Genomic DNA, 19,786 nt, shown 5'->3' on the forward strand with positions numbered 1-19,786 from the left:
GTTCAGGGGCCGGCCGTTGCCGCGTGGTTCACGCGGGCGCCGCGGCCCTGCCCCACCGGACGCGTTCAACCGGTCGCGTTCGACTGGTCACGTTCGGCCGGTCGCCTTCAACTGGTCGCGTTCAACTGGACGCCTCGAGCAGCAGCTTCGCGGCCGAGGCTGCTCCGTCGGTACGGATCAGGCCGGTCATGGCGGTCGCTCGGGCGCGGGTCTCCGGGGTCAGGGCCGTGCCGAGCGCGGCCGACAGGGACGCGAAGGTCGGTGTGGGACCGTCGTGTGCCGCGCCGATGCCGAGTGCGGCCACCCGGCCGGCCCAGTACGGCTGGTCGGCCAGCTGGGGCACCACCACCTGGGGCACGCCCGCCCGGGCGGCCGTCGTCGTGGTGCCCGCGCCGCCGTGGTGCACGACGGCGGCCACCCTGCGGAACAGGGCCTGGTGATGGGCCTCCCCGACGGCGAAGCAGTCGTCCTGATCGTCGATCAGGGCCAGGTCGGCCCAGCCGCGGGAGAGGAGTACCCGGCGCCCCTGCGCGCGGACCGCCTCGACGGCCACCCGGGCGACATCCGTCGATGTGTGCATGGGCATGCTGCCGAAGCCCACGTACACCGGCGGCTCGCCGGCCTCCAGGAACGCCACCAGCTCCATCGGCAGTGGGCGCTCCTCGGGCAGGATCCAGGCACCGGTCTGCACGACGTCGAGGTCCGGAGTCTCCTGCCACGGGTCCAGGGTCGGGTCCGTCGCCAGCCAGGGCCGTTCGCCGATGACGTAGCCGCGGACGTCGTCCACCGGGGGCAGCCCGATCGACGCCCGGTTGGTGTTGAGCGCCTCACCGAACAGCTCGTTGACGTTCTGCGCGTCCAGGTCCCACAGCACCCGGTTGTCGGTCACCTCCGGCGGCAGCGGCCGGCCCGGATAGGCCAGCGGCGGCCGCTGCGGCGACGGCAGGGTGATCTGCTGGAAGGTCACGGACACGGAGCGGATGCCCAGTTTCTCGGCCACCGACAGCGCCCCGGCTGCGGCCGGCATCATGCCGGTCACCACCATGGCGTCGCATCCCTCGGCCGCCGAGGTGACCGCGTCGAGCTGACGGGCGATCACCTCGGCCGCACGCTGGGGCAGTGACGAGGGCCGCGGCGCCGCCTTCGTCAGGGCGCGGGCCGACGGACCGACCGGCACCATCGGCACGCCGACACCGGCCAACCGCTGTGCGAAGTCCTCGTCCGGAGGTGCGCACACCCGCACCTCCGCTCCGAGTTCCCGCAACCGCACGGCGAGACCCACCAGCGGTTCGACGTCCCCGCGCGATCCATACGTCGACAACAGCACACGCACTCTACGACTCCCGTTTCCGCAGGTCCTCGGCTTCGGACGGGAATTCTGCGGCACGATGGGGGCCTTGCCGCAAGCCCCCCGGTGCGCTATAAGTTGAGAGTGGCAAGGAGTGGGTCAACTCCTTGCCTTCGCTTTTTCCCTCGCTTTTGTCCCCGCGGCCGGTGCGGTGGCCCGTCCTGAGCGCATCGCCCAGCAGCGGTGGCCGAGCAGTGCCTCGACGGCCTCGGTCTCGTAAGTAGAGGTAGTGCACCCACGGCCTACTGACCGCGCGGACCACGTCGACGGGGGGTCTCCTCACAGAAGTCGTCCGGGTGCGCCTCCAGGTTGGGGGACAACAAACGAGCACGGACGCCGGCGGACCTGCAACGCAGGTGAGGAATCACCCAGCCCAAGCCGGAGCCCTCACTCAAGTTGTCTGGGGACAAAGCAGTCCCGCCGACAAGACAAAGTCAGTCAGTCACGCCCAGGTCCTCACGCATGATCCGGCGCAGGGAAGTCAGCGCGGGTTCCGCGGCCTTGAGGTCGATGAGTGCATGATCCGCGCTCTCCCCTTCTCGAGCCAGACCCCGATCAATGCGCTTGGCAGTAGCGTCGATCCCGGCCAGGACGACGTTCAACTCGCGAGATGCCCTGAGCACCGCTTCGGGAACGATCATCTGAGCCTCGGCGTAGCGATCCCGGTAGTCCCGCCGCGCCTCCTCGACCTGGGCGCGGTCGTCGTCCGTGTAGACACCGTCTCGCATGCGATGGAGGGCGTCTTTCAGCACGGTGTGGAAGTGGCGGGAGGCGCGATTCATAGCACTGTACGCAGCGCGTCGCTCCTCAAAGACCCGCCTTCCCTCCTCAGCTTGCCTCTCTTCTGCCCGCTGGCGCTTCGTCGCCCGTGTCGTGATCACAGGCGCCAGGAGCGTGCCGAGTACTCCGACAACGGCAGTGACCATGGCGGCAGTCGTGGCACCCATGCGCGCGACCCTAGCGGCTGACCACTGTCGCTGCCCCCGGAACCCGTCAGCGGCTCTGGTCGACGTCCCGCTGACGTCCATGTCTGCCGACATCAACGACACCAGTTCCGGGGTTGGGCGAGTTCCAAGGGCGCCGCCGGGTGGCCGGCAATCTTCGAGAGGAGGCCACGGCTTGCCGACCGCCCGAAGCCAACGTCCGCCGCCGGTGATGCATCGACATCCGGGGCACCCTGAACCGCCGAACCGCCTCCCGATCACTGGCCGCGGCTTCGATCAAGTCAGCAGCTGTGAGCCGGACTTGCTCACGCCGAGCCCGTGCCACGGCCGTCAGTCCGCCTCCATCGGGATTCCTCATTCTCCCGGCACGGCGCGACCGCGGCAGCCGTCACGCCCCAGGTAACCAGCACCGTTAAAGATCTCCAGCCACACGACCCAACCTGTCCTTCTGCACCCTGTCAGGCACACGAGGTAGACCAGCTCAGCACCGATAGCGCCACTGATCTTCGCCCGCATCGAAGGCCCAGAAGGAGGGCCCTGGCAATTGCCCTGGGTCAACGCCGGCCACCCCCCGCCGCTGCGGCGCCTTCACGCTGCTCGCACTTCTTCATTCGCCAGGTGACAGGGCCGCCGGTTCGAAGCGAATCTCCTCCGGCCCCGCGCCACACGGGCCGTTCATGCCCCGGCCGCCTGGGTGACAATCGCACAATCTTCGAACTCACCATACATTTGGGTTAAAACCCCGTAGATTCCTCTCCATGAGCGGCAGCGGAACTTATAATTTGCTGGCTTCGATGGGATGAAAAGTTAATAGCTGAAGACTTATGCCCCCTAACGGGTGGCGATGGGACAACAGGACTACCGCTCGACGGCCGCGCACCTCCGCATCGCCCTCCGCCACGCCTCGCCCTTCGCCGACAGCGCCTGGTCTTCCGCTCGGACTCCGTGACTCAGGGGGAATCAACGGTGGCGACAGAACCCAGCGGCCCCGTCTTCGTCGGCGCCCAAACGCTGTTAGCCCTCATCAAGGGCCTGACCGAGCGACCGCGCTTCCTGGCCCGGCCGCCGGAGTACGAACTGCGCGGCGACCAGCCGCTGCCGCTGCTCTGCCTGCAGCGCGAGTCTGGTGCCAACGGCTTCCTCGCTGCCGTCGCGCAGCGCCTGGACGCAGCCTCACCACCCAAGGTCCCGTACGCCCTCGTGGACGCAAACAGCGCACGGGAGCAGTCCAGCAAGCGGTGGACCACCGGGGAGTCCCCCGAAGTCCAACCCCTCAGAGAGGCCATGCCGCTGCTACCTCTCCTGGACGTCCTCAGCTTCAGCCTCGCCGCCGACCGATTCGGTACAGGACGGCTGACCCGGTTCAACTACTATCGCCTCGCGGACTGGCTCACCGGTCAGCCGCTGCCTCCGCTGCGGGGACGCAATGATCAACCCGTCGTCCGCCTCCTGCGCCAATGGAGCGGCAGACAGGGACAGCCTCCGGACACCACCGAGGTTTCCAGCGGCGCGATCGACCTGGCATCCGGAGGGCTGACCAGATTCGGGCTGCGCCTGGCGCTCTGGGCCGGCCGCCGTGTCGGCTTCCGTTGGCTGGAGAAGCGGGTCCTGGGGCTGCGCCAGGAATCATGGTGGTTCACCCGTCGGCAGAACTACATGATCCCTCGGCACTCGGCGAGCTTCCTGGGCTTTGCAGAGCGGCTCACCCTCAGCCGGCGCGCCTCGGAGAATCTCGAGCAGATCAAAAAGCTGCTGATCCACGCCTTCCTCGAGGATCTGCGGATTGCCTACCGGCGGCGGCGCTGGATGATTCTGCCCAAGCGAACGGGGTGGCGCCGCACCGCGTACCTGACCGTCCTGCTCGACAATGTCACGGAAGACAACGGCGGTTGGGAACTCCTCCAGCTGATCAACGAGGTGCGTAACGAGACCGGTGAACTGGATCCACTGTTCATCGTCGCGGCGAGCGACGAGGCGCCACCCGCAGGGTCCGGTATCAACTGTGAGATCGTCGACCCGAACGAAGCCGATCTTGCTCTGTCGGAGTGGCGGCGCACCCTGCCGAGCAGACGTCAGCAACTCGTCAAGGACGCCCGGTTCTTCCGGGTCCGGCTGCCGAGTCCCGTCGACCCTGGTGACGCCCGGTCGCTCCCCCGAGCCGACCGCATCGCCTGGGAGACCGACGCAGTCTTCCGCCCCCGCCGAGCTCCGCTCCCGGCTCGACGCGGTCTCGTCGAGATGGCCCTGGTCATCGCCCTGATAGTGCCGCTGATACCCGTTTTCCAGAATGTACGGGACTACTGGAGCGCCAATTGCTCCTACTTCCGCTCCCGGATCACCGACGGGGTCTCGGTGAAGCTGGTCCAGCTCGCCCCGGGGGACCTGCAGTGCATCGGCTACAGCGACAACGACTCCCAGGTCTTCGGCGTCGACGAGCGGCTGCGGAACGCCCAGAAAGCGATCTTCGAACAGAACCGACTGGCTGCGCAGCTGCACAAGGAAGACCCCACGCGGCCGTACATCGGCATTGTGTACTTCGTCGGGCTGACCCACCGCGGAGCCGCCCCGGACACGGATGACGCGTTCGCCGAGGAACTGGAGGGCTTGTTCCTGCGGCAGCGCCAACAGAACGTGAAGTCCAAGTCCGAACCGCTGCTGAGAGTGATCGTCGCCAACGGCGGGGTCGGAATGAAGAAGGCCCCCCAAGTCGTCCGTGAGATGCTGCGCCCGCTCTTCGCGGCCGACAACAGCGTCCTCGGTGTTCTCGGCCTCGACCGCACCGTCGTCGAAACCGAGGAGGCGATCACCCAGCTCGGGCTCGCGGGCATTCCCAGCATCGGTTCCACCCTCACCGGAACCGGCCTCGCGGATCGCTCCCCGCTGTACTTCCAGCTGGTCCCCGGAAACCCTCGCCAGGCCGAGCTGCTGACCAGGTACGCGCGACAGGTGAACGCGAAGAAGGTGACGATCTACCACCCCCAGCTGAAGCAGGGCGACACCTACATCGACACTCTGGTCGAGGCGGTGCACGAGAAGCTCGACGCAGCCGGTGTCAGCGTGGCGGACGAACCCTGGAAGTACTCGCCGAGGGATCTGGACTCTCTGTGCAGCACGGAAGCAGACCGCAGCGACGAGATCATCTACTACGCAGGGCGCGAGGACTACTTCGGAGACTTCCTCAGCGGAGTGACCCGCTGCTACAACCGCACCTACCTGCCCCGGATCGTCGCTGACGACTCGATCTACCGGTTCATCGCACAGGAAAAGAACCGCAAGGACACCAAGCTCGCCGGTCTACCGGTGTCGTACGTGGGGATGGGAAGCCTGGTCACGCTGGCGGGCCGTCCGTGTCTGGACGGCAAACCCGCACCCCTGGTGGGTGGGGGAACGCCCCTCGACGCCTTCTGCGCAGGCTACAGCGAACTGCACAAGGAACTCGACAAGAAGCTGAGCAAGGACGAGGCCCCAGCCCTGCTGTGGCCGGCCGAGCTCTCCGGACTCGCCTATGACGGGGCGGGGCTGTTCGTGGAGGCGATGGACCAGATCCAGCGGCGCCTGAAACTGCCGCCGGGCAGCGGCCAGCCGCACCGGGCAGCGGTGGCCCAGGAGTTCCGGGAGATGACATTCAAGGGAGCCACCGGAGCGATCACGTTCGCCGACTCACGCGTCGGTGAAAACCGTAATCTCGCCATCCTGGAAGTCGACAACATCTACGATCTCGATTCCCAGCCCCGGTGCGTCTACCTCATCGGCGACCTGTTCGAGAAGGGCCAGCCTCGGGATGCCAACGGCTGCCCCAACGGGGGGAAGGCAAAGGGACAGCATCCTTAGGGGCGGGGCCGCACAGTCACCAATGCTGCCGGTCAGAGCACGCCGGCAGGTCCAGCACCCTCACCCGACCGGACCAGCCGTCCACTTGCGCCCCGTCCAGCACCTCGAGCCGGGAAGTGCGTGATGCGGCAGCCGTACGCAGCAGCCGCATCAGCCCTTCTCCGTCCAGACGGTCCCCGCGGCGGCTTTCGCCGTTCCTGTCGGACACTCCGCGCCACCGGCAGGCGAGTCCGATCACAAAGTACGCCGGCGTCTCCAGCTGCGCCCGCCGCCAGAGAACCACATGGCCCTGCTCCTCAAGGGCCAATATCCGCTCCATGTTGCCCAACGTGAACTCGCTCAGCGGAAGGGAGCACAGGGTGACGGCCTCGATGCGCAGCCCGGCCGCCTCCAGCAGCCGAACCGCCCTGCACGGTGTCGAATAGCTGCCGATGGTGAGGGCGAGATCGCTGCGCAGCAAACGGCAGTGCTCGATGATCGCGGGAAGCAGCCGCAGGCCGTCCATCCCGCCACCGATGGATGTCAGTGGCCTGTCCACCTGCGCGGCGAAGGGGACATAGGGCGGGTTGCTGGTGATGACAAGCGGTCGCGGAAAGGGCTCCGGCGCGGTGGCCAGCAGTTCCTCGGCGGAGAGCGCGGAGAAGTCGGCTTTCGCGAAGGTCACGTGCGGCATCCTGTACCGCTGGGATGCCCACGCGACTGATTCCGCCCCCTGATCCACGCCGTGGACGCGGGCACCCAACCGGGCCATCGCCGCGGCCGCGGCGCCGCTGCCCGCACCGAGGTCGAGCACACCGCACCCCTCAGTGATGAGGTCGTGGGCCGCCCAGATCCCGGTCTCCGTATCAGCCGGGTCGAAGAAGACCTCCGCGGACGTGGGTCTGACGAGATCGTCCTCCTGAAGGTGCTGATAGGCCAGGACTCGTGGCACAGGGGACATGGCAACCTCGCTCCGTCCACAGTTGTGATCAGCCGCGCGGCGCGGCCACCCATTCCAGGATCGCCATGGCGCTGGCCAGTTTCATCGCCGCCTGGGTCCACGCCAAGGACCGCTCGCCGTCCAAGACCCCGCCGCTGACCTCATCGCCTCTGTGGGCGGGAAGATCGTGCATGAAGAACGCCTTCGGCCAGCGCTTCAGCAGGGCGCTGTCCACATGGAACGGGCGGAACGTCTCGCGCCAGGCCGGGTCCGCCTTGTGGGTGCCCGTGGTCTGCCAGCGGGTCGTATAGACGACGTCCACCTCCTCCGGAACCAGCGCCATGTCGTGAATCTGAGCGATGGTCGCACCGACCGCCTTCGCCTGCCGGGCCGCCACCCGCAACTGGCTCTCCGGCACGCCGTATCCGGCGGGGGTGGCAAAGGTGACACGGGCCCCGGGCACGCCGGCCAGAACGTGGGCGAGGGCCACCGCCGTGTTGTTGCCCTCGCCCACGTACAACAGGCGCACCCCCGCCGGGTCACCGAACACCAGGTGCATTGTGGCCAGGTCGCACACGCCCTGGCTGGGGTGCTCCTGTGCGGCCATGCCGTTGATCACTGGGAGACGGCCCTGACGGGAGAGCACCCGAAGCTCCTCCAGGGGTCCCGCCGTGCGAGCGACCAGCACGTCCAGCATCGAGCCGAGGACCCGCCCGGTGTCCTCCAGCGACTCGCCGGTGTTGAGCTGCAGATCGTGCGGTCCGTACGTGATGGTGCTGCCGCCCAGCCGGATGGCACCGGCGGTGAAGGCGGTCCGCGTCCGCGTGGAGGTCCTGGTGAACAGCACGCCGACTACGCGGCTGTCCAGGGGCCGGTCGTGAGCATTCCCATCGTGGAACAACTCCACAGAGCGCACGGCGAGTTCCCTGATCACGGTCGGCCCGAGGTCGGCCAGCGAGAACAGTCCGCGCTCGGCGGCCGGGCCCGGCCAGGTATGAAGGGCGTCCATAAGACCTCATTCGGGGGGACGTTCGTCCAGGACACAGCTCGTGACAAAACAAGGTCGGAACCGGAAGCGGGCAACAGGATCAGTACAGGTTGAGGACCTGGCCGATCCCGTGACCCACGGCGATCTCGTACACGGCGCTCAGCAGCCCCACGTCCAGGACCGACATCCCGAACGGGTTGCTGATCACATGTCCCGAGCAAGGGCGGATCGCCGGCCGCTCACCTGTCAGGACCTGGCCGAGGGTGCCGTCGAGGACCCGTCCGGGTCCGCTGTCCGCAGCGTCCACGCCGATCCGGCCCTTGCGGATCAACTGCCCGAGGATCCTCTGGGGGTTGGCGGCGACCAGCTCCACATCGTCGACGTACAGACCCTGCGCCGAAACGAAGGCGTCCGGCAGCAGGTCAGCGAGGGATACGTGCGCGACGAACGTGCCCGGAGCCAGCCAGCCGGCAGCCAGGTATCCGCTGCTCGTTGTGGTTGTGGTCACGACGACGCAGGAAGCACTCACCGCGGCCCGTGCGCTGTCGTGGACCCGTACCGTCAGCTGCGGGTGGTGGCGCCGTGTCCACTCCGCCAACGCCTGCGCACGGGTCGGCACGGTGTCGTAGAGGTTGACGTTCACGACTTGCGGGAATTCCCGGGCCACCAGGCCGAGATGGGCTCGCGCCAGCGTTCCGCAGCCGATCACGGACATCGCCGAGAGGTCATGCGGGCCGAGTTTCCGAAGACTCACCATGGTGTACGCAGCCGTTCGGATCGCGCTCAGCCACCCCGCCTCGGCCAGCGCTCGTGGCCGCGCAGTCTCCGGGTCGAAGACCATGCTCAGCCCAGCCGCCCGTTCCCGGCCGTGCGCGGGGTTGCTGACCGCCGCATTGATCAGCTTCATGCCGAGCAACGGGGGTCCTTCGCCGGGGACAATGGCACCCAGCATGGCGAGCGCGCGGCAGTAGGCGCCCTCACTGTTGGCCCACGGCAGACAGCTTTCGCGAGGCAGAATGGTGCGTTCTCGGGCGTGGTGCTCCAGCACCCGGGTCACGACCGCGCAAGGGTCCACCTCGGCCAGGCAGGCCCGTACAGCATTGCGGTCGAGGAACAGCAACTGCTCGCTCATTGCACCACTTTCCCCTCGCGGAGACCGACCGGATGGGGCAGGGCAGGGAACCGCGGGGATTCGACGGCAGTGACCTCGACGCCGCGAGCCACGTCCACCACGGGTAGACGCTCACGCCAGCGCGCGGAGTAGACGGTGCCGAGATAGTGCTCCGCTCCGTCGGCACACAGACAGGTCACGCTGCTACGGCGGGGCACAGCGCGGAAAAGGCGCAACGCCACCGCCACCAGCGCGCCGGAACTCGCCCCCACGCCGATGCCGGTGGACTCCCGCAACCACACACACGCGCTCACCGCCTCCGCGGGAGTAACCAGTAACGTCGGCCCGTATCCCTGAGGAAGGAACGCCGACCGCCGGCTGGCTCCGATCCCCGGCAGCAGACGAGGTCCGTGCTTCCCACCCAGGGCAGCGGAACCGACCACGTCCACGCCGATCAGTTCCCAGTCGGGACGAGCGGCGGCAACATAATCGCGAAACCCGGCCAGCGTGCCACCAGTCGACACCGCCACCAGGACGCTCGTCGGCTGCCCGGCGAGCTGCGCCCGCAGCTCAGGGGCCGTACCAAGGGCGTGGGCCCGCGGATTGGCCGGATTGGCGTACTGGTTGGGCCACAACAGTTCGGGCTGCTCACGCAGGCGCTCCCGGATGTAGCCGAGTCTGGTGAGCAGGTATCCGCCCGCGCCGTCAGGCGTGTCGACCATGACGGTACGTCCGCCGAGCGACTGGATGGCCGCGACGATGGCCGCGCTGCTGCGGGGGTCCACTACCGCCGTGAACGGCACTCCGTGCCTGGCGGCCAAGGCCGCGAGCGCCAGTCCCAGGTTTCCCGAGGTGGACTCGATGATCTCGGTCCTGGGGCCGAAACTGTTGCTGCTGTCCTGCCATAGCCCCTGTGCGACGCGTCCTTTGACGGAACCGTGTGGGTCGTACCCCTCCAACTTCAGCCAGAGACTGACCGGAACGTCGTTGACGGAGAGTTTCAGAGCAACGACCGGTGTGCCCGTGACACGGTTCCCCTGGCTCTCCCCCGAGTGGTACGACGAACCCAGAGTCATGCCCTCTGCCCTCCCCTCGAGCCGGCGGCCGACGGCCTCATCATTCACAAAGCCAACCGGTGCAGGCACTGAGGATTCGGCCTTTCCGCCATGGATCGCAAGGGCCCCATTTGCGCCAGGGGCTGGTCGATGACAGCCGCACGGTCCGCCCCCTCAGACGGTTGCCGTCAAGCCGACTCCAGCCGGCGGCTCGGCCCGCTCCGCCGGACCACCGAACGCACCATGGCCTGGCTCGCCGGACGTCGGCGCCTGCACCGCCGCTACGAACGCAAAGCCAGCCACTTCCCGACCTTCACCAGCATCGCCTGCACCCTCATCTGCTGCCGCCGACTCGCCGATTGAGACGACTGAAATGGGGGCAGCACAGGGGCGCGTCACCGGCTTACCGGGGCAGGGCCGGATCGATACACCACCTGATCACCGACGGACACGGCACTCCGCTGGCGGTCCTGCTGACCGGTGGCAACCGCGACGGCGCCCAGTGGGTCGCCGGCCTGCTCCGGTCCAGGCCGTCAGTGCTCGCCGAGGAAGATCTCGTTGACCTCGCGCAGCGCGTAGTGGACCAGCACGTACCCAGCGGCCGGGTCGGCCCACCACAGGCCGGCCAGGGAATTCAGCAGGAGGCCGAGCAGCACGGCGGCAGCCAGGAGGCCGTCGATCAGGGTGACTCGGCCCTCGGTCTTCAACACCGGGTTGTCCAGCATGGCGCCGGTGCGTGCCTTGCCGGCCGCGAGCGCGAACATCACCACTGCCGTCACCGCGGTCCAGCCGATGCCGAGCGGCGAGTGGTGGGGCCGGAAGCCCGTGGCCAGCACCCAGGTGGACTGCACCAGCAAGTACACCGCCAGTAGCGAGAAGCCGACACCAATCAGCCTCAGTGCAAGACGCCGGCGGTCCTCGCCGGTACCGGACAGCTCCCAGATCACCACGGTGGAGGCACCGATCTCAATCAGGGAGTCCAGGCCGAACCCGGCCAATGCCACGGACCTCGCCGAGATCGCGGCGACGGCGAGAACCACGATGCCGATCACGTTCCAGCCGAGGGTGGCGTACTCCAGGACGAAGCCGCGGCGGATAAGCAGCTGGCGGGCGGCGTCATCGGTACTGGTCACCGCCAGATCCTCCCAGACCTGCCTGGTCGGCCTGGAGGGCGCCGGACAGCCCTGTCGAATCTCGCGAAGAGTTCGATTCGCGCCTTTACCTGCCTGGCTGCCCTGGACAGGGCGGGAAGGCCACCCGAGCCTCCTGTTGGTGGGCTCTCACTCCGCCGCCTCCGTGAGCCCGGGAGCGGTACCGGATCCGCACCCACGGCAACGCTGTACGGCTACACCTCCACCGCGTGCGTGACCCGGATCTTCGACTGGCCGTGCGGGCGCCGCTCCCAGTCGCCCATGAAACGGGCGGTCAGGCCGTGCCGTTCGGCCAGCGAGATGAGTGTCTGCGTGCAGTAGTAGAAGTCCTCGTGGAGCACCTGGTGCTCGGATCCCTCCGTGCGGTCGAAGGTGAAGTCGAAGAAGCCACCTGGAGCCAGCACCCGCCCGACGCTGGCCAGGCACTCGTCGATCACCTCCAGCGGTGAGTGCGAGAAGACGCTGTGGGCGTGCACGACGGTGAACCAGCCCGGGGGCAGGAAGTCGAGCGTCAGATTCTCGACGAGGGCCAGGTGGGCGAGACGGCCCTGCAGACCGCGGCGGACCAGAGTGCGCTGCGCCTCGACGAGGATGTCCGGCGAGATGTCGATCCCGTAGTAGTGGCCGGGCTCGAGGTAGTCGATGAACCGCCATCCCGCGCGCAGATTCCCGCAGCCGATCTCCAGCATCCGGTCCTGCGGCTTCAAGCCGTGTTCGACCAGATAATCGAACTGCATCCGTCCGAGCGCCAGCCAGCGGGCCTCCGAGCGACTGCCGACGGCGAGTTCGGGGCTGCGTGCGGTGTCGGAGGCCATGACGGCACGGTAGTAGGCGACGTGGTCACGGTGGCGGATGCCCAACCAGGTGTCCCTCGCGGCGCGGCGCAGGTAGGGAAGGATCCGCCCGGGGTACCGCAGGGCGTAGCGGAGCTTGTGTCGCAGGGACGACCGGTTCCTCGTCGGTTCGGGCTTCGGCATGGCTGACTCCGTGATCCACGACAGCCCCCGCCTGGCAGCGTAGCCCGGTGCAAGCCGCACGGCCTCCCCGCCATGTCGCGCGGGATGACCGGGCGGGGCGGGGTGTCCGCCGGAGCGAGCAGGTCGAGTCGTGCTTCACCCCGGCCTACGCGTCGTGGGCAAACCCCATCGAAGGGTACTTCGGGCCGCTGAGGCAGTTCACCATCGCCAACTCCAACTGCCCCAACCACACGGCGCAGACCCGGGCCCTGCGCACATACCTGCCTTGGCGCAACGCCAACGCCCGCCACCGCGACGTCCTGGCCCCCGGATGCAAAGAACTCGCCCGAATCCAAAGCGAGAAGGGCATCCGCGGGGCCCCTCAGGACTGCGGCGTTACCAACACATCCGGGCCAGCGCACAGTTCCTCGTGAAAGGCTGGGCGGCATGGGCGGACCGTCAGAGAATCCAGAACTGTGGGCGTTCCTGGAATCACTGCACTGCGGTGAAATCCTTTCCGGCACTGTCACAGCGATCGAGCGTTTCGGCGTGTTCGTGGCGCTGGACCAGGGCCCCGACCACCCCGTCTTCCCCGGCGTGGGGTTCATCACCATTCCCGACCTGTCCTGGCGGCACTTCGAAGCGGCTTCGGACGTCGTTCACGTCGGGCAGCGCGTTTCGTGCGAATTCCTTCAGTTCGACACGTGGAACCTGGAGGCCAGGCTGTCCTTGCGCGCGACGCAGCCGGACCCCTTCCAGCAGTTCGCCCACCGCGTTGCGGTGGGCCAGAAACTGCATGGACGGGTCACCAAGCTGGTCCCGTTCGGCGTCTTCGTCCGGGTCGCGGACGAAATCGAGGGACTGGTCCACCTGCGAGAGCTCGCATCAGTGCCCGTGGAAGCTCCGTCGGATGCTGTCCAGCTCGGCGAAGAGATCACGGTCGTCGTCACCGCCATCGATGCCGAGCGACGGAGGCTGACCCTCTCTCGACGGCAAGTCTCACCAGACCACCAGTGACTCCGTCGTGTCGTCGTGACACGGTTCTCCTGCGCGAGCGTCCAAAGCATCAGTCGCCCGAACGGAGAAGGCGCGCGGCCCCAACACGGCGAACCTATTTGGCCACAGCACTGGCGGAACGCGGAGCGCGACCCGCCGGGGCGCCGGGGCGCCGGGGCGCCGGAGCGGGGACGCTTCGGTGCCCCGGCCGCGTTGCCCACAGAGCGGGATGCGCCCGGTGTCGCTCAGGCGGCGGGTACGGGGAACAGCATGCAGGTGCTGGTGGCGTGCGCGAGGAGGCGGTCCGCCTCGTCGTACAGGTGGGCCTCGGCGAGTGCCGTGCGGCGACCGCTGCTCAGGACGGTGCCGACGGCCCGTACCTTGCCCGTGTCGACCGTGATCGGGCGCAGGAACTTCACCGTGATGTCGAGGGAGGTGTACCCCATGCCGGGCGGCAGCGTGGACTGGACCGCGCATCCGGCTGCCGAGTCGAGAAGCGTCGCGTAGATCCCGCCGTGGACACTCCCGATCGGGTTGTAGTGCTCCTCGCCCGGCACCAGCGAGAAGACCGCGCGTCCGTGCGCCACCTCGTCGAGGTCGAAGCCCACGGTGGCACCGACCGGCGGCACGGGCAGGCGTCCGGCGACGAGTTCCTGGAGGAACTCCAGCCCGGATCCCTTGCCGACTGCTGCCGCGGAGACAGCGGGGTCCTCCCACTCGTACGTACGCGACCGTCCCATGCGGGTGTGCCTCCTCATCTGACTTCGTTCGGCGAAGTTAGCTTTTTGCCAGGCTGACTGTCAATGACAAAGCCAGGTGGCTTGCCTACGATGGCGGGATGAAGTGGCTGGAGATGAGCACGGAGAACTGCACGGTCCAGCGCACGCTCGACCTGGTCGGCGAGAAGTGGACGCTGCTGATCGTCCGCGACGCCTTCAACGGAGTCCGTCGCTTCGACGACTTCCGGCGCCACGTCGGGCTGTCCGAGGCCGTCCTCGCGGACCGGCTGCGCAAGCTGGTGACGGCCGGGATCCTGCGGACGGTCCCGTACCGGGAACAGGGCAGCCGAACCCGTCACGAGTACCGGCTGACCCGCAAGGGCCGGGACCTGTGGCCCGTGCTCGTGGCGCTGCGGCAGTGGGGCGAGACGCACGTCCCGGATCCGGAGGGCCCGGTGCTGGACATCCGGCACAGCGACTGCGGTGCCCCCGTGCGTGTCGTGGTCGAGTGCTCCCACGAGCATGCCGCGCTCTCCCCGACCGAGGTCACGGTGCTGCCGGGGCCCGGGGCCCGCCGCCTGGCCTGAGGGCCGGCGAGGAGCTCACGTTGGCGCTCGGTGACCGTGCGGCAGCCGTACCGGAGGCGGTCACAGTGTGGGGCCGTGGCGGCCCCCTGCGGAGAAACGGGCGGCCCTGCCGGACCACGTGGGCCCGGCAGAACCACTCCGTCGTACCACTCCTAGCTGCGGCGGCCCGCCGGGTCGTGGGCGATCGCGTCCTGACCCTCGTCGCCCGCGACCGAGCCGCGGCCGTCGGATCCGGTGCCCGCGCCGAGCGTCCCCTCCTCCGCCCGGTCTCCGTGCCCCGGCCACCACGCGGCGTGGCCGATCAGCGCGGTGAGGCTGGGCGTGAAGAACATCGCCATCACGAAGGCGGCGACCGCGATGCCGAAGGAGACGGCGAATCCCATCTCCGTGAGCAGCGAGTTGCCCGCCAGCATCATCGTGGCGAAGGTCGCGGCCAGGATGAAGCCGGCCGCGGCGACGGTCGGCCCGGCGTGCCTGAGCGCCATGCCGGCCGCCTCCCGCGGCTCGCGGCCCTCGCGGGCCTCCTCGCGGAGCCGGGCGATCATGAGGATGTTGTAGTCGGTGCCGATGGCGACCACGAAGAGATACATGATCACCGGGAGCATGAACATCAGACCCGAGTGGCCCTGGCCCTTCTGGAAGATCCATACGGTCGCGCCCAGGGTGGCGCCGAAGCCGAGGCCCACCGAGGCGATCAGGTACCAGGGGGCGACCACGCTGCGCAGCAGCAGCCCCAGGATGACCATGATCAGGAGGGCGGCGACGGGGAAGACCGTCCGGTAGTCGTGGTTGACCGCGGCATTGATGTCCTTGTAGATCGAGGACATGCCGCCGACGAGGGCTTCGGTGCCGTCGGGGGCGTCGGAGTGCGCGACGTCGCGCACCCGGCCCACGGCGTCTATGGCCTTGTCCGTCGACGCCTCGTACTTCAGCGTCACGGTGAAGTCGGCCGTGGTCCCGGCCTTGTTCACCTGGGTCATACGGGCGTTCGCGACACCGTCCACGGCGCCGAGTTTGCCCGCGTACGCGTCGAAGGCGGCCTTGTCCAGCGGCCTGCCGTCGGTGCTGGACAGGTAGACGTCGGTGGGGGCCGCGGCGCCCGCCGAGTACGCCTTCTGCATCTCGTCCTGGACGACCATGGACTCCTTGGTCTTGGGCATGGAGCCCGACGCCAGGTCGAACGTGGCCTTGAAGCCGAGCGTGCCGAGCGACAGCGCGACCAGGACCAGACCGGAGAGCGCGGCGGTCAGGGCCGGACGGCGCTGCACGCCGCGGCCGAGCGCGGCGAACCGGGCGTTGTCCGGCTCCCGTTGCCAGGACTTGGAGGGCCAGAAGACCTTCGGCCCGATGAGCGAGACCACGGCCGGGATCAGGGTCAGTCCCGCGACCAGCGTGGCGGCGACCGCGATGGCGAGTGCCGGGCCCATCTGCTTGAGGAAGCCGAGCGTGGACAGCACCAGCGCGAGGAAGGCGATGATGACCGCTCCGGCGGCCGAGGCGATGGCCTCGCCGACCCGGTCGACCGCGTTGACCATGGCCTGCTTGGGCTCGTCGCCGGCGCGCAGGCGTTCTCGGTAGCGGAACATCAGGAAGAGGAAGTAGTCGGTGCCCACGCCGAAGAGCACGACGATCAGGATCGACGAGATCGAGCTGTTGGCCTGCAGGTCGAAGAGCTTGGTGGCGTAGGCGATCAGCCCGTTGGCGACGGCGGACACCAGGCCGATCAGGATCAGCGGCAGCAGGGCGAGGATCGGCGCCCGGAAGATGATCAGCAGGGTCACCAGGATGATGACGAAGGTGCCGATGCCGATCAGCGCCTGACCGCGCTTGGACGAGTCCTGCTGGTCGAGGGCCTGCGCGGCGGATCCGCCGAGCTTGACGTCGAGATGCGTGCCCTTGGCCAGGTCCTTGACGCTCTCGCGCAACACCTTGGCCGCGTCGGCCTGTTTGGGCTGACCGGCGTTCTTGCTGTCCATCTGGACCAGGGTCAGGTCGTACCTGCCGTCCTTGGACGGCCGGCCGGGGACGACCTTCTGCACCTGGTCGATGTGCTTCTTGCCCAACTCGGCTGTTATCCGGGCGACATCTCGCTGGTCGGCGTCGGTCAGCCTGCCGCCGTCGGTGCGCTGGTACAGCGCGATCGCGGACGGGGTGAAGGCGCTGGGGAACGCCTTCTCCTGGAGCTGTGCGGCCTTGATGGACTCGTAACTCTTCGGCAGGAAACTGCTCTCGTCACTGTTCGAGGGCAGGCTGGGGGCGGTGGCGACGATCGCCACCGCGGCGATCAGCCAAGCCACGATCGTCCAGACGGGATGCCGGACGACAGCATTGCCAATTCGTCGGAACATGCGGGGGGTCCTCCTGGACAGGAAGATCACCGCAGCCCGGGGAGCGGTCCCTGGCATCGGCGACCCCGACCGGCACGCACCCAACGCGCCGGTCGAATGGTTGTCTTGAGTCACATGGTAGTGACCATGCATCTAGATCATTCCAGCACTCGTCCTCCGACACGAGCCGATATAAGACAGTTGAACGGCCGAACCGTACGGCGCGGAAGTCGCCTCCTGCCCAGGGAGAAGGAGAACCGGACATGACCACGCTCAACACCGCCGAGTCTCTGCGCAGCACCCCCGAAGGCATCCGCTGGGAGCCCAGCGACCGCTGGGTGCGCGGCCGCAAGGCCGAGGTGACGGTCGTCGACAGCCGCCATCCGGTCCTCGTGTGGGAGCCGGGCGTGCCGGTGCCGCTGTACGCCTTCCCGCGCGCGGAGGTCCGCGAGGACCTGCTGCGCCCGGCGCAGAACCCGCCCACCGGCACGCACACCGGATCGACGGTCTTCTACGACCTGGAGATCGACGGCGAGTCGTTCGCGAACGCGGCCTGGGCCTTCCCCGCCGAGGACCTGGCCGGCCATATCGCCTTCGAGTGGTTCCGGCGCACCGGCAGGGGCCTCGACCACTGGTACGAGGAGGACGAGGAGATCTTCGTCCACCCGCGCGACCCGCACAAACGGGTCGACGCCATCGGCAGCAGCCGGCACGTCCGGGTCGAGATCGGGGGCACGGTCGTCGCCGACACCCACCGCCCGGTCCTGCTGTTCGAGACGGGGCTGCCCACGCGCTACTACGTCCCGCGCGAGGACGTCCGCCTCGACCTGTTCGAGCCCACCGACCATCACACCGGCTGCCCCTACAAGGGCACGGCAGGGTACTGGTCCTGGCGCGGCGAGGGCGACGTCCCGCCCGACGTCCTGTGGAGCTATTCCGATCCGCTGCCCGCGGTGGGCGCCGTCAAGGGGCTGCTCGCGTTCTACAACGAGGCGGTCGACATCACCGTGGACGGCGAACGCCTGGAGCGCCCGGTCACCCACTTCACCGGGACGCTCACGTCCCGGGTCACGCGTGGGTGAACTGCGTGGCGCCGCCGAGCCGGACCCCCTCACCGATGCGATGATCCCGGCGGTGTTCGACGAGCCCGGCACGGCGTGGCAGCTTCGTGCCCGGTCCGGCTGATTCCCTTCGCCACGACAGGAGTTCGCAGTGAGCAGTGTCCACCACGACGTCACCCCCCTCCCCCCGCCCCGGGTCGAGGAGGTCAGCGAGGACGTCTTCGCCTACATACAGCCCGACGGCAGCTGGTGGATCAACAACACCGGCTTCCTCGTGGGGCGGCGCGGCGTGATCAGTGTGGACTCGTGTTCGACGGTGCGGCGCACGCAGGCGTATCTGGACGCGATCGCCACCGTCACGCCGCAGCCGGTACGGACCCTGATCAACACTCACCACCACGGCGACCACACCTTCGGCAACCATCTCTTCGGCGGCGCCACCATCGTGGGGCACGAGAAGACCCGGTCGAGCATCCTCGAGTGGGGCGGTCCCGGTGCGGCCGCGGCGTTCTGGACCGAGGTCGAGTGGGGCGACGTAGCGGTCGAACCGCCGTTCCTCACCTACACCGACGGGGTCACCGTGTGGTCCGACGAGCTGCGCGCCGAGGTCCGCCACGTCGGTACGCCCGCCCACACGACCAACGACTCCATCGTCTGGCTGCCCGAACGGGGGCTCCTGTTCAGCGGCGACCTGCTGTTCAACGGCGGTACCCCCTTCCTCCTCCAGGGCTCCGTCGCCGGTGCCGTCCAGGTCCTCGAAGAGGTCGTCAGGCCTCTGGGAGCGACGACCATCGTCCCCGGCCACGGTCCCGTCGCCGGCCCCGAACTCATCGACGAGGTGCTCGGCTACCTGCGGTTCGTGCAGGCCACCGCCCGAGCCGGCCGCGATGCCGGGCTCACGCCTCTGGAGACCGCCCGCGAAACGGACCTCGGGGCCTACGCCGGCCTCCTCGACTGCGAGCGCATCGTCGGCAACCTCCACCGGGCCTACGCGGAACTGGACGGCGGCCCGCTCGGCCGTGGCATCGACGCCGCGGCCGCCCTCGGCGACATGGTCACCTACAACGGCGGCCGCCCCCTCACCTGCCTGGCCTGAGACCGACTCCCCACACCCCCAACGGTTTTCGCCGGCATCGACCTGCCGACGGACCATGGCCGGCCGGACCGGGGTCCCGGACGACCTCACGTCTCCGGGGCCGCAGGCCCGTCCAGGCCGGTGTCGAGCATGATGCGGGCCACCGTCTCGTCGAGGGTGCTCTTGGGGCCGATGACGGTCTCGCCGCCACCCGGCAGGAGATCGCGCGGCCGGTACCGGTCACGAAGCTCGGCCTCCCCGATGTGCGCGAGATCGGGCTTGGTGGCGTGGCGGGCGAGGGTTTCGGTGAACGGCACGTCCAGGTAGTAGCCGTGGCTCGGTCCACGATGGGCCGTACGCAACCGGGCGAGCATGTCGCCATGGTGGTCGGCGTGCAGGATGCCCTCCACCACGACGTGGTAGCCGGCGTCGGGGGCATGGCGGGCGACGGTGTCGATCAGGCCGGTGTTCGCCGCACCTGGCCTGTCACGTTCGCGGAGCACGACCCGGCGGAGACGGTCCTGGCCGACCAGGGCCGGACCGCGGCCGAACCGCTCGCGGATGCCGGCGGCGACGGACGACCTGCCCGACGCGCTGTTGCCACGCAGCACGATCAGCCGGGCTTCTTCGGTGCCCACCATCACGGCGGCCAGGCTACCGACGGCCGGTGTCGGCGGACGGAGGTCCTTCGCGTGGCGGGTGGCCGGATGGGGACCAT

General features: G+C 68.6%; 16 protein-coding genes and 4 pseudogenes. 8 read left to right on the plus strand and 12 right to left on the minus strand.

The features are described from left to right. Positions 1-121: 121 nt before the first annotated feature. The 3 genes and pseudogenes from AC07CM_RS19040 to AC07CM_RS19050 all read right to left on the minus strand — a co-directional run. Positions 122-1,333: a glycosyltransferase gene (locus AC07CM_RS19040; protein WP_478877562.1), complete on the minus strand. Its 1,212-nt coding sequence runs from the start codon at positions 1,331-1,333 to the stop codon at positions 122-124. Between the two features lie 449 nt (positions 1,334-1,782). Next, positions 1,783-2,295 (minus strand): hypothetical protein, encoded by a 513-nt coding sequence (locus AC07CM_RS19045; RefSeq protein ID WP_478877563.1) that lies wholly within the window; start codon positions 2,293-2,295, stop codon positions 1,783-1,785. A 160-nt stretch (positions 2,296-2,455) separates the two neighbouring features. Next, positions 2,456-2,650, minus strand: a pseudogene (locus AC07CM_RS19050) (IS630 family transposase); the annotation flags it as partial. 608 nt (positions 2,651-3,258) lie between these two features. Between AC07CM_RS19050 and AC07CM_RS19055 the strand changes: the two are divergent. Next, on the plus strand, positions 3,259-6,123 hold the full coding sequence (locus AC07CM_RS19055) for a type 1 periplasmic-binding domain-containing protein (protein WP_478877564.1): 2,865 nt from the start codon (positions 3,259-3,261) through the stop codon (positions 6,121-6,123). A gap of 16 nt (positions 6,124-6,139) precedes the next feature. On the opposite strand, the gene AC07CM_RS19060 is transcribed toward AC07CM_RS19055, so the two are convergent. From AC07CM_RS19060 to AC07CM_RS19075, 4 genes are all read right to left on the minus strand, one after another. Next, positions 6,140-6,916 (minus strand): methyltransferase domain-containing protein, encoded by a 777-nt coding sequence (locus tag AC07CM_RS19060; protein ID WP_478877565.1) that lies wholly within the window; start codon positions 6,914-6,916, stop codon positions 6,140-6,142. Between the two features lie 175 nt (positions 6,917-7,091). Then, positions 7,092-8,051, minus strand: a complete 960-nt coding sequence (locus AC07CM_RS19065) for an ornithine carbamoyltransferase (RefSeq protein WP_478877566.1) — start codon at positions 8,049-8,051, stop codon at positions 7,092-7,094. A gap of 79 nt (positions 8,052-8,130) precedes the next feature. After that, positions 8,131-9,162, minus strand: coding sequence for an ornithine cyclodeaminase family protein (locus tag AC07CM_RS19070; protein WP_478877567.1), 1,032 nt, complete (start codon positions 9,160-9,162; stop codon positions 8,131-8,133). Next, positions 9,159-10,217, minus strand: a complete 1,059-nt coding sequence (locus AC07CM_RS19075) for a pyridoxal-phosphate dependent enzyme (RefSeq protein ID WP_478877568.1) — start codon at positions 10,215-10,217, stop codon at positions 9,159-9,161. The genes AC07CM_RS19070 and AC07CM_RS19075 overlap by 4 nt, the downstream gene beginning before the upstream one ends. Positions 10,218-10,391: 174 nt before the next feature. On the opposite strand from AC07CM_RS19075, the pseudogene AC07CM_RS19080 reads away from it, so the two are divergent. After that, positions 10,392-10,559, plus strand: a pseudogene (locus tag AC07CM_RS19080) (IS5/IS1182 family transposase); the annotation flags it as partial. Between the two features lie 8 nt (positions 10,560-10,567). Beyond that, positions 10,568-10,735, plus strand: a pseudogene (locus tag AC07CM_RS19085) (IS5/IS1182 family transposase); the annotation flags it as partial. Here AC07CM_RS19085 and AC07CM_RS19090 read toward each other — a convergent pair. Both AC07CM_RS19090 and AC07CM_RS19095 read right to left on the minus strand, forming a co-directional pair. After that, positions 10,730-11,329, minus strand: coding sequence for a cation efflux transmembrane domain-containing protein (locus tag AC07CM_RS19090; RefSeq protein WP_478877569.1), 600 nt, complete (start codon positions 11,327-11,329; stop codon positions 10,730-10,732). The pseudogene AC07CM_RS19085 and the gene AC07CM_RS19090 sit on opposite strands and share 6 nt — an antisense overlap. 212 nt (positions 11,330-11,541) lie before the next feature. Then, positions 11,542-12,324 (minus strand): class I SAM-dependent methyltransferase, encoded by a 783-nt coding sequence (locus AC07CM_RS19095; protein ID WP_478877570.1) that lies wholly within the window; start codon positions 12,322-12,324, stop codon positions 11,542-11,544. A gap of 122 nt (positions 12,325-12,446) precedes the next feature. Here AC07CM_RS19095 and AC07CM_RS19100 point away from each other — a divergent pair. After that, positions 12,447-12,737 (plus strand): annotated as a pseudogene (locus AC07CM_RS19100) (hypothetical protein); the annotation flags it as partial. A gap of 13 nt (positions 12,738-12,750) precedes the next feature. Further along, entirely contained in the window at positions 12,751-13,320 is a 570-nt protein-coding gene (locus tag AC07CM_RS19105) for a S1 RNA-binding domain-containing protein (RefSeq protein WP_478877571.1), read from the plus strand. A gap of 224 nt (positions 13,321-13,544) precedes the next feature. On the opposite strand, the gene AC07CM_RS19110 is transcribed toward AC07CM_RS19105, so the two are convergent. After that, positions 13,545-14,039: a PaaI family thioesterase gene (locus AC07CM_RS19110; RefSeq protein ID WP_478877572.1), complete on the minus strand. Its 495-nt coding sequence runs from the start codon at positions 14,037-14,039 to the stop codon at positions 13,545-13,547. Between the two features lie 98 nt (positions 14,040-14,137). On the opposite strand from AC07CM_RS19110, the gene AC07CM_RS19115 reads away from it, so the two are divergent. After that, entirely contained in the window at positions 14,138-14,605 is a 468-nt protein-coding gene (locus AC07CM_RS19115; protein WP_478877573.1) for a winged helix-turn-helix transcriptional regulator, read from the plus strand. Positions 14,606-14,757: 152 nt separating this feature from the next. On the opposite strand, the gene AC07CM_RS19120 is transcribed toward AC07CM_RS19115, so the two are convergent. Beyond that, entirely contained in the window at positions 14,758-16,953 is a 2,196-nt protein-coding gene (locus tag AC07CM_RS19120; protein WP_478877574.1) for an MMPL family transporter, read from the minus strand. A gap of 242 nt (positions 16,954-17,195) precedes the next feature. Here AC07CM_RS19120 and AC07CM_RS19125 point away from each other — a divergent pair, with 242 nt between their 5' ends. Beyond that, the gene (locus AC07CM_RS19125) at positions 17,196-18,014 is read left to right on the plus strand and encodes a DUF427 domain-containing protein (protein ID WP_478877575.1); all 819 of its coding nucleotides are present in this window, start codon (positions 17,196-17,198) and stop codon (positions 18,012-18,014) included. A 130-nt stretch (positions 18,015-18,144) separates the two neighbouring features. Further along, the gene (locus tag AC07CM_RS19130; RefSeq protein WP_478877576.1) at positions 18,145-19,089 is read left to right on the plus strand and encodes an MBL fold metallo-hydrolase; all 945 of its coding nucleotides are present in this window, start codon (positions 18,145-18,147) and stop codon (positions 19,087-19,089) included. 86 nt (positions 19,090-19,175) lie between these two features. Here AC07CM_RS19130 and AC07CM_RS19135 read toward each other — a convergent pair whose 3' ends face one another. Then, a complete protein-coding gene (locus AC07CM_RS19135; protein WP_478877787.1) occupies positions 19,176-19,709 on the minus strand; it encodes a P-loop NTPase family protein in 534 nt (177 codons plus the stop codon). Positions 19,710-19,786: the final 77 nt, after the last annotated feature.

The sequence above is a fragment of the Streptomyces sp. NPDC044061 genome (assembly GCF_056434305.1).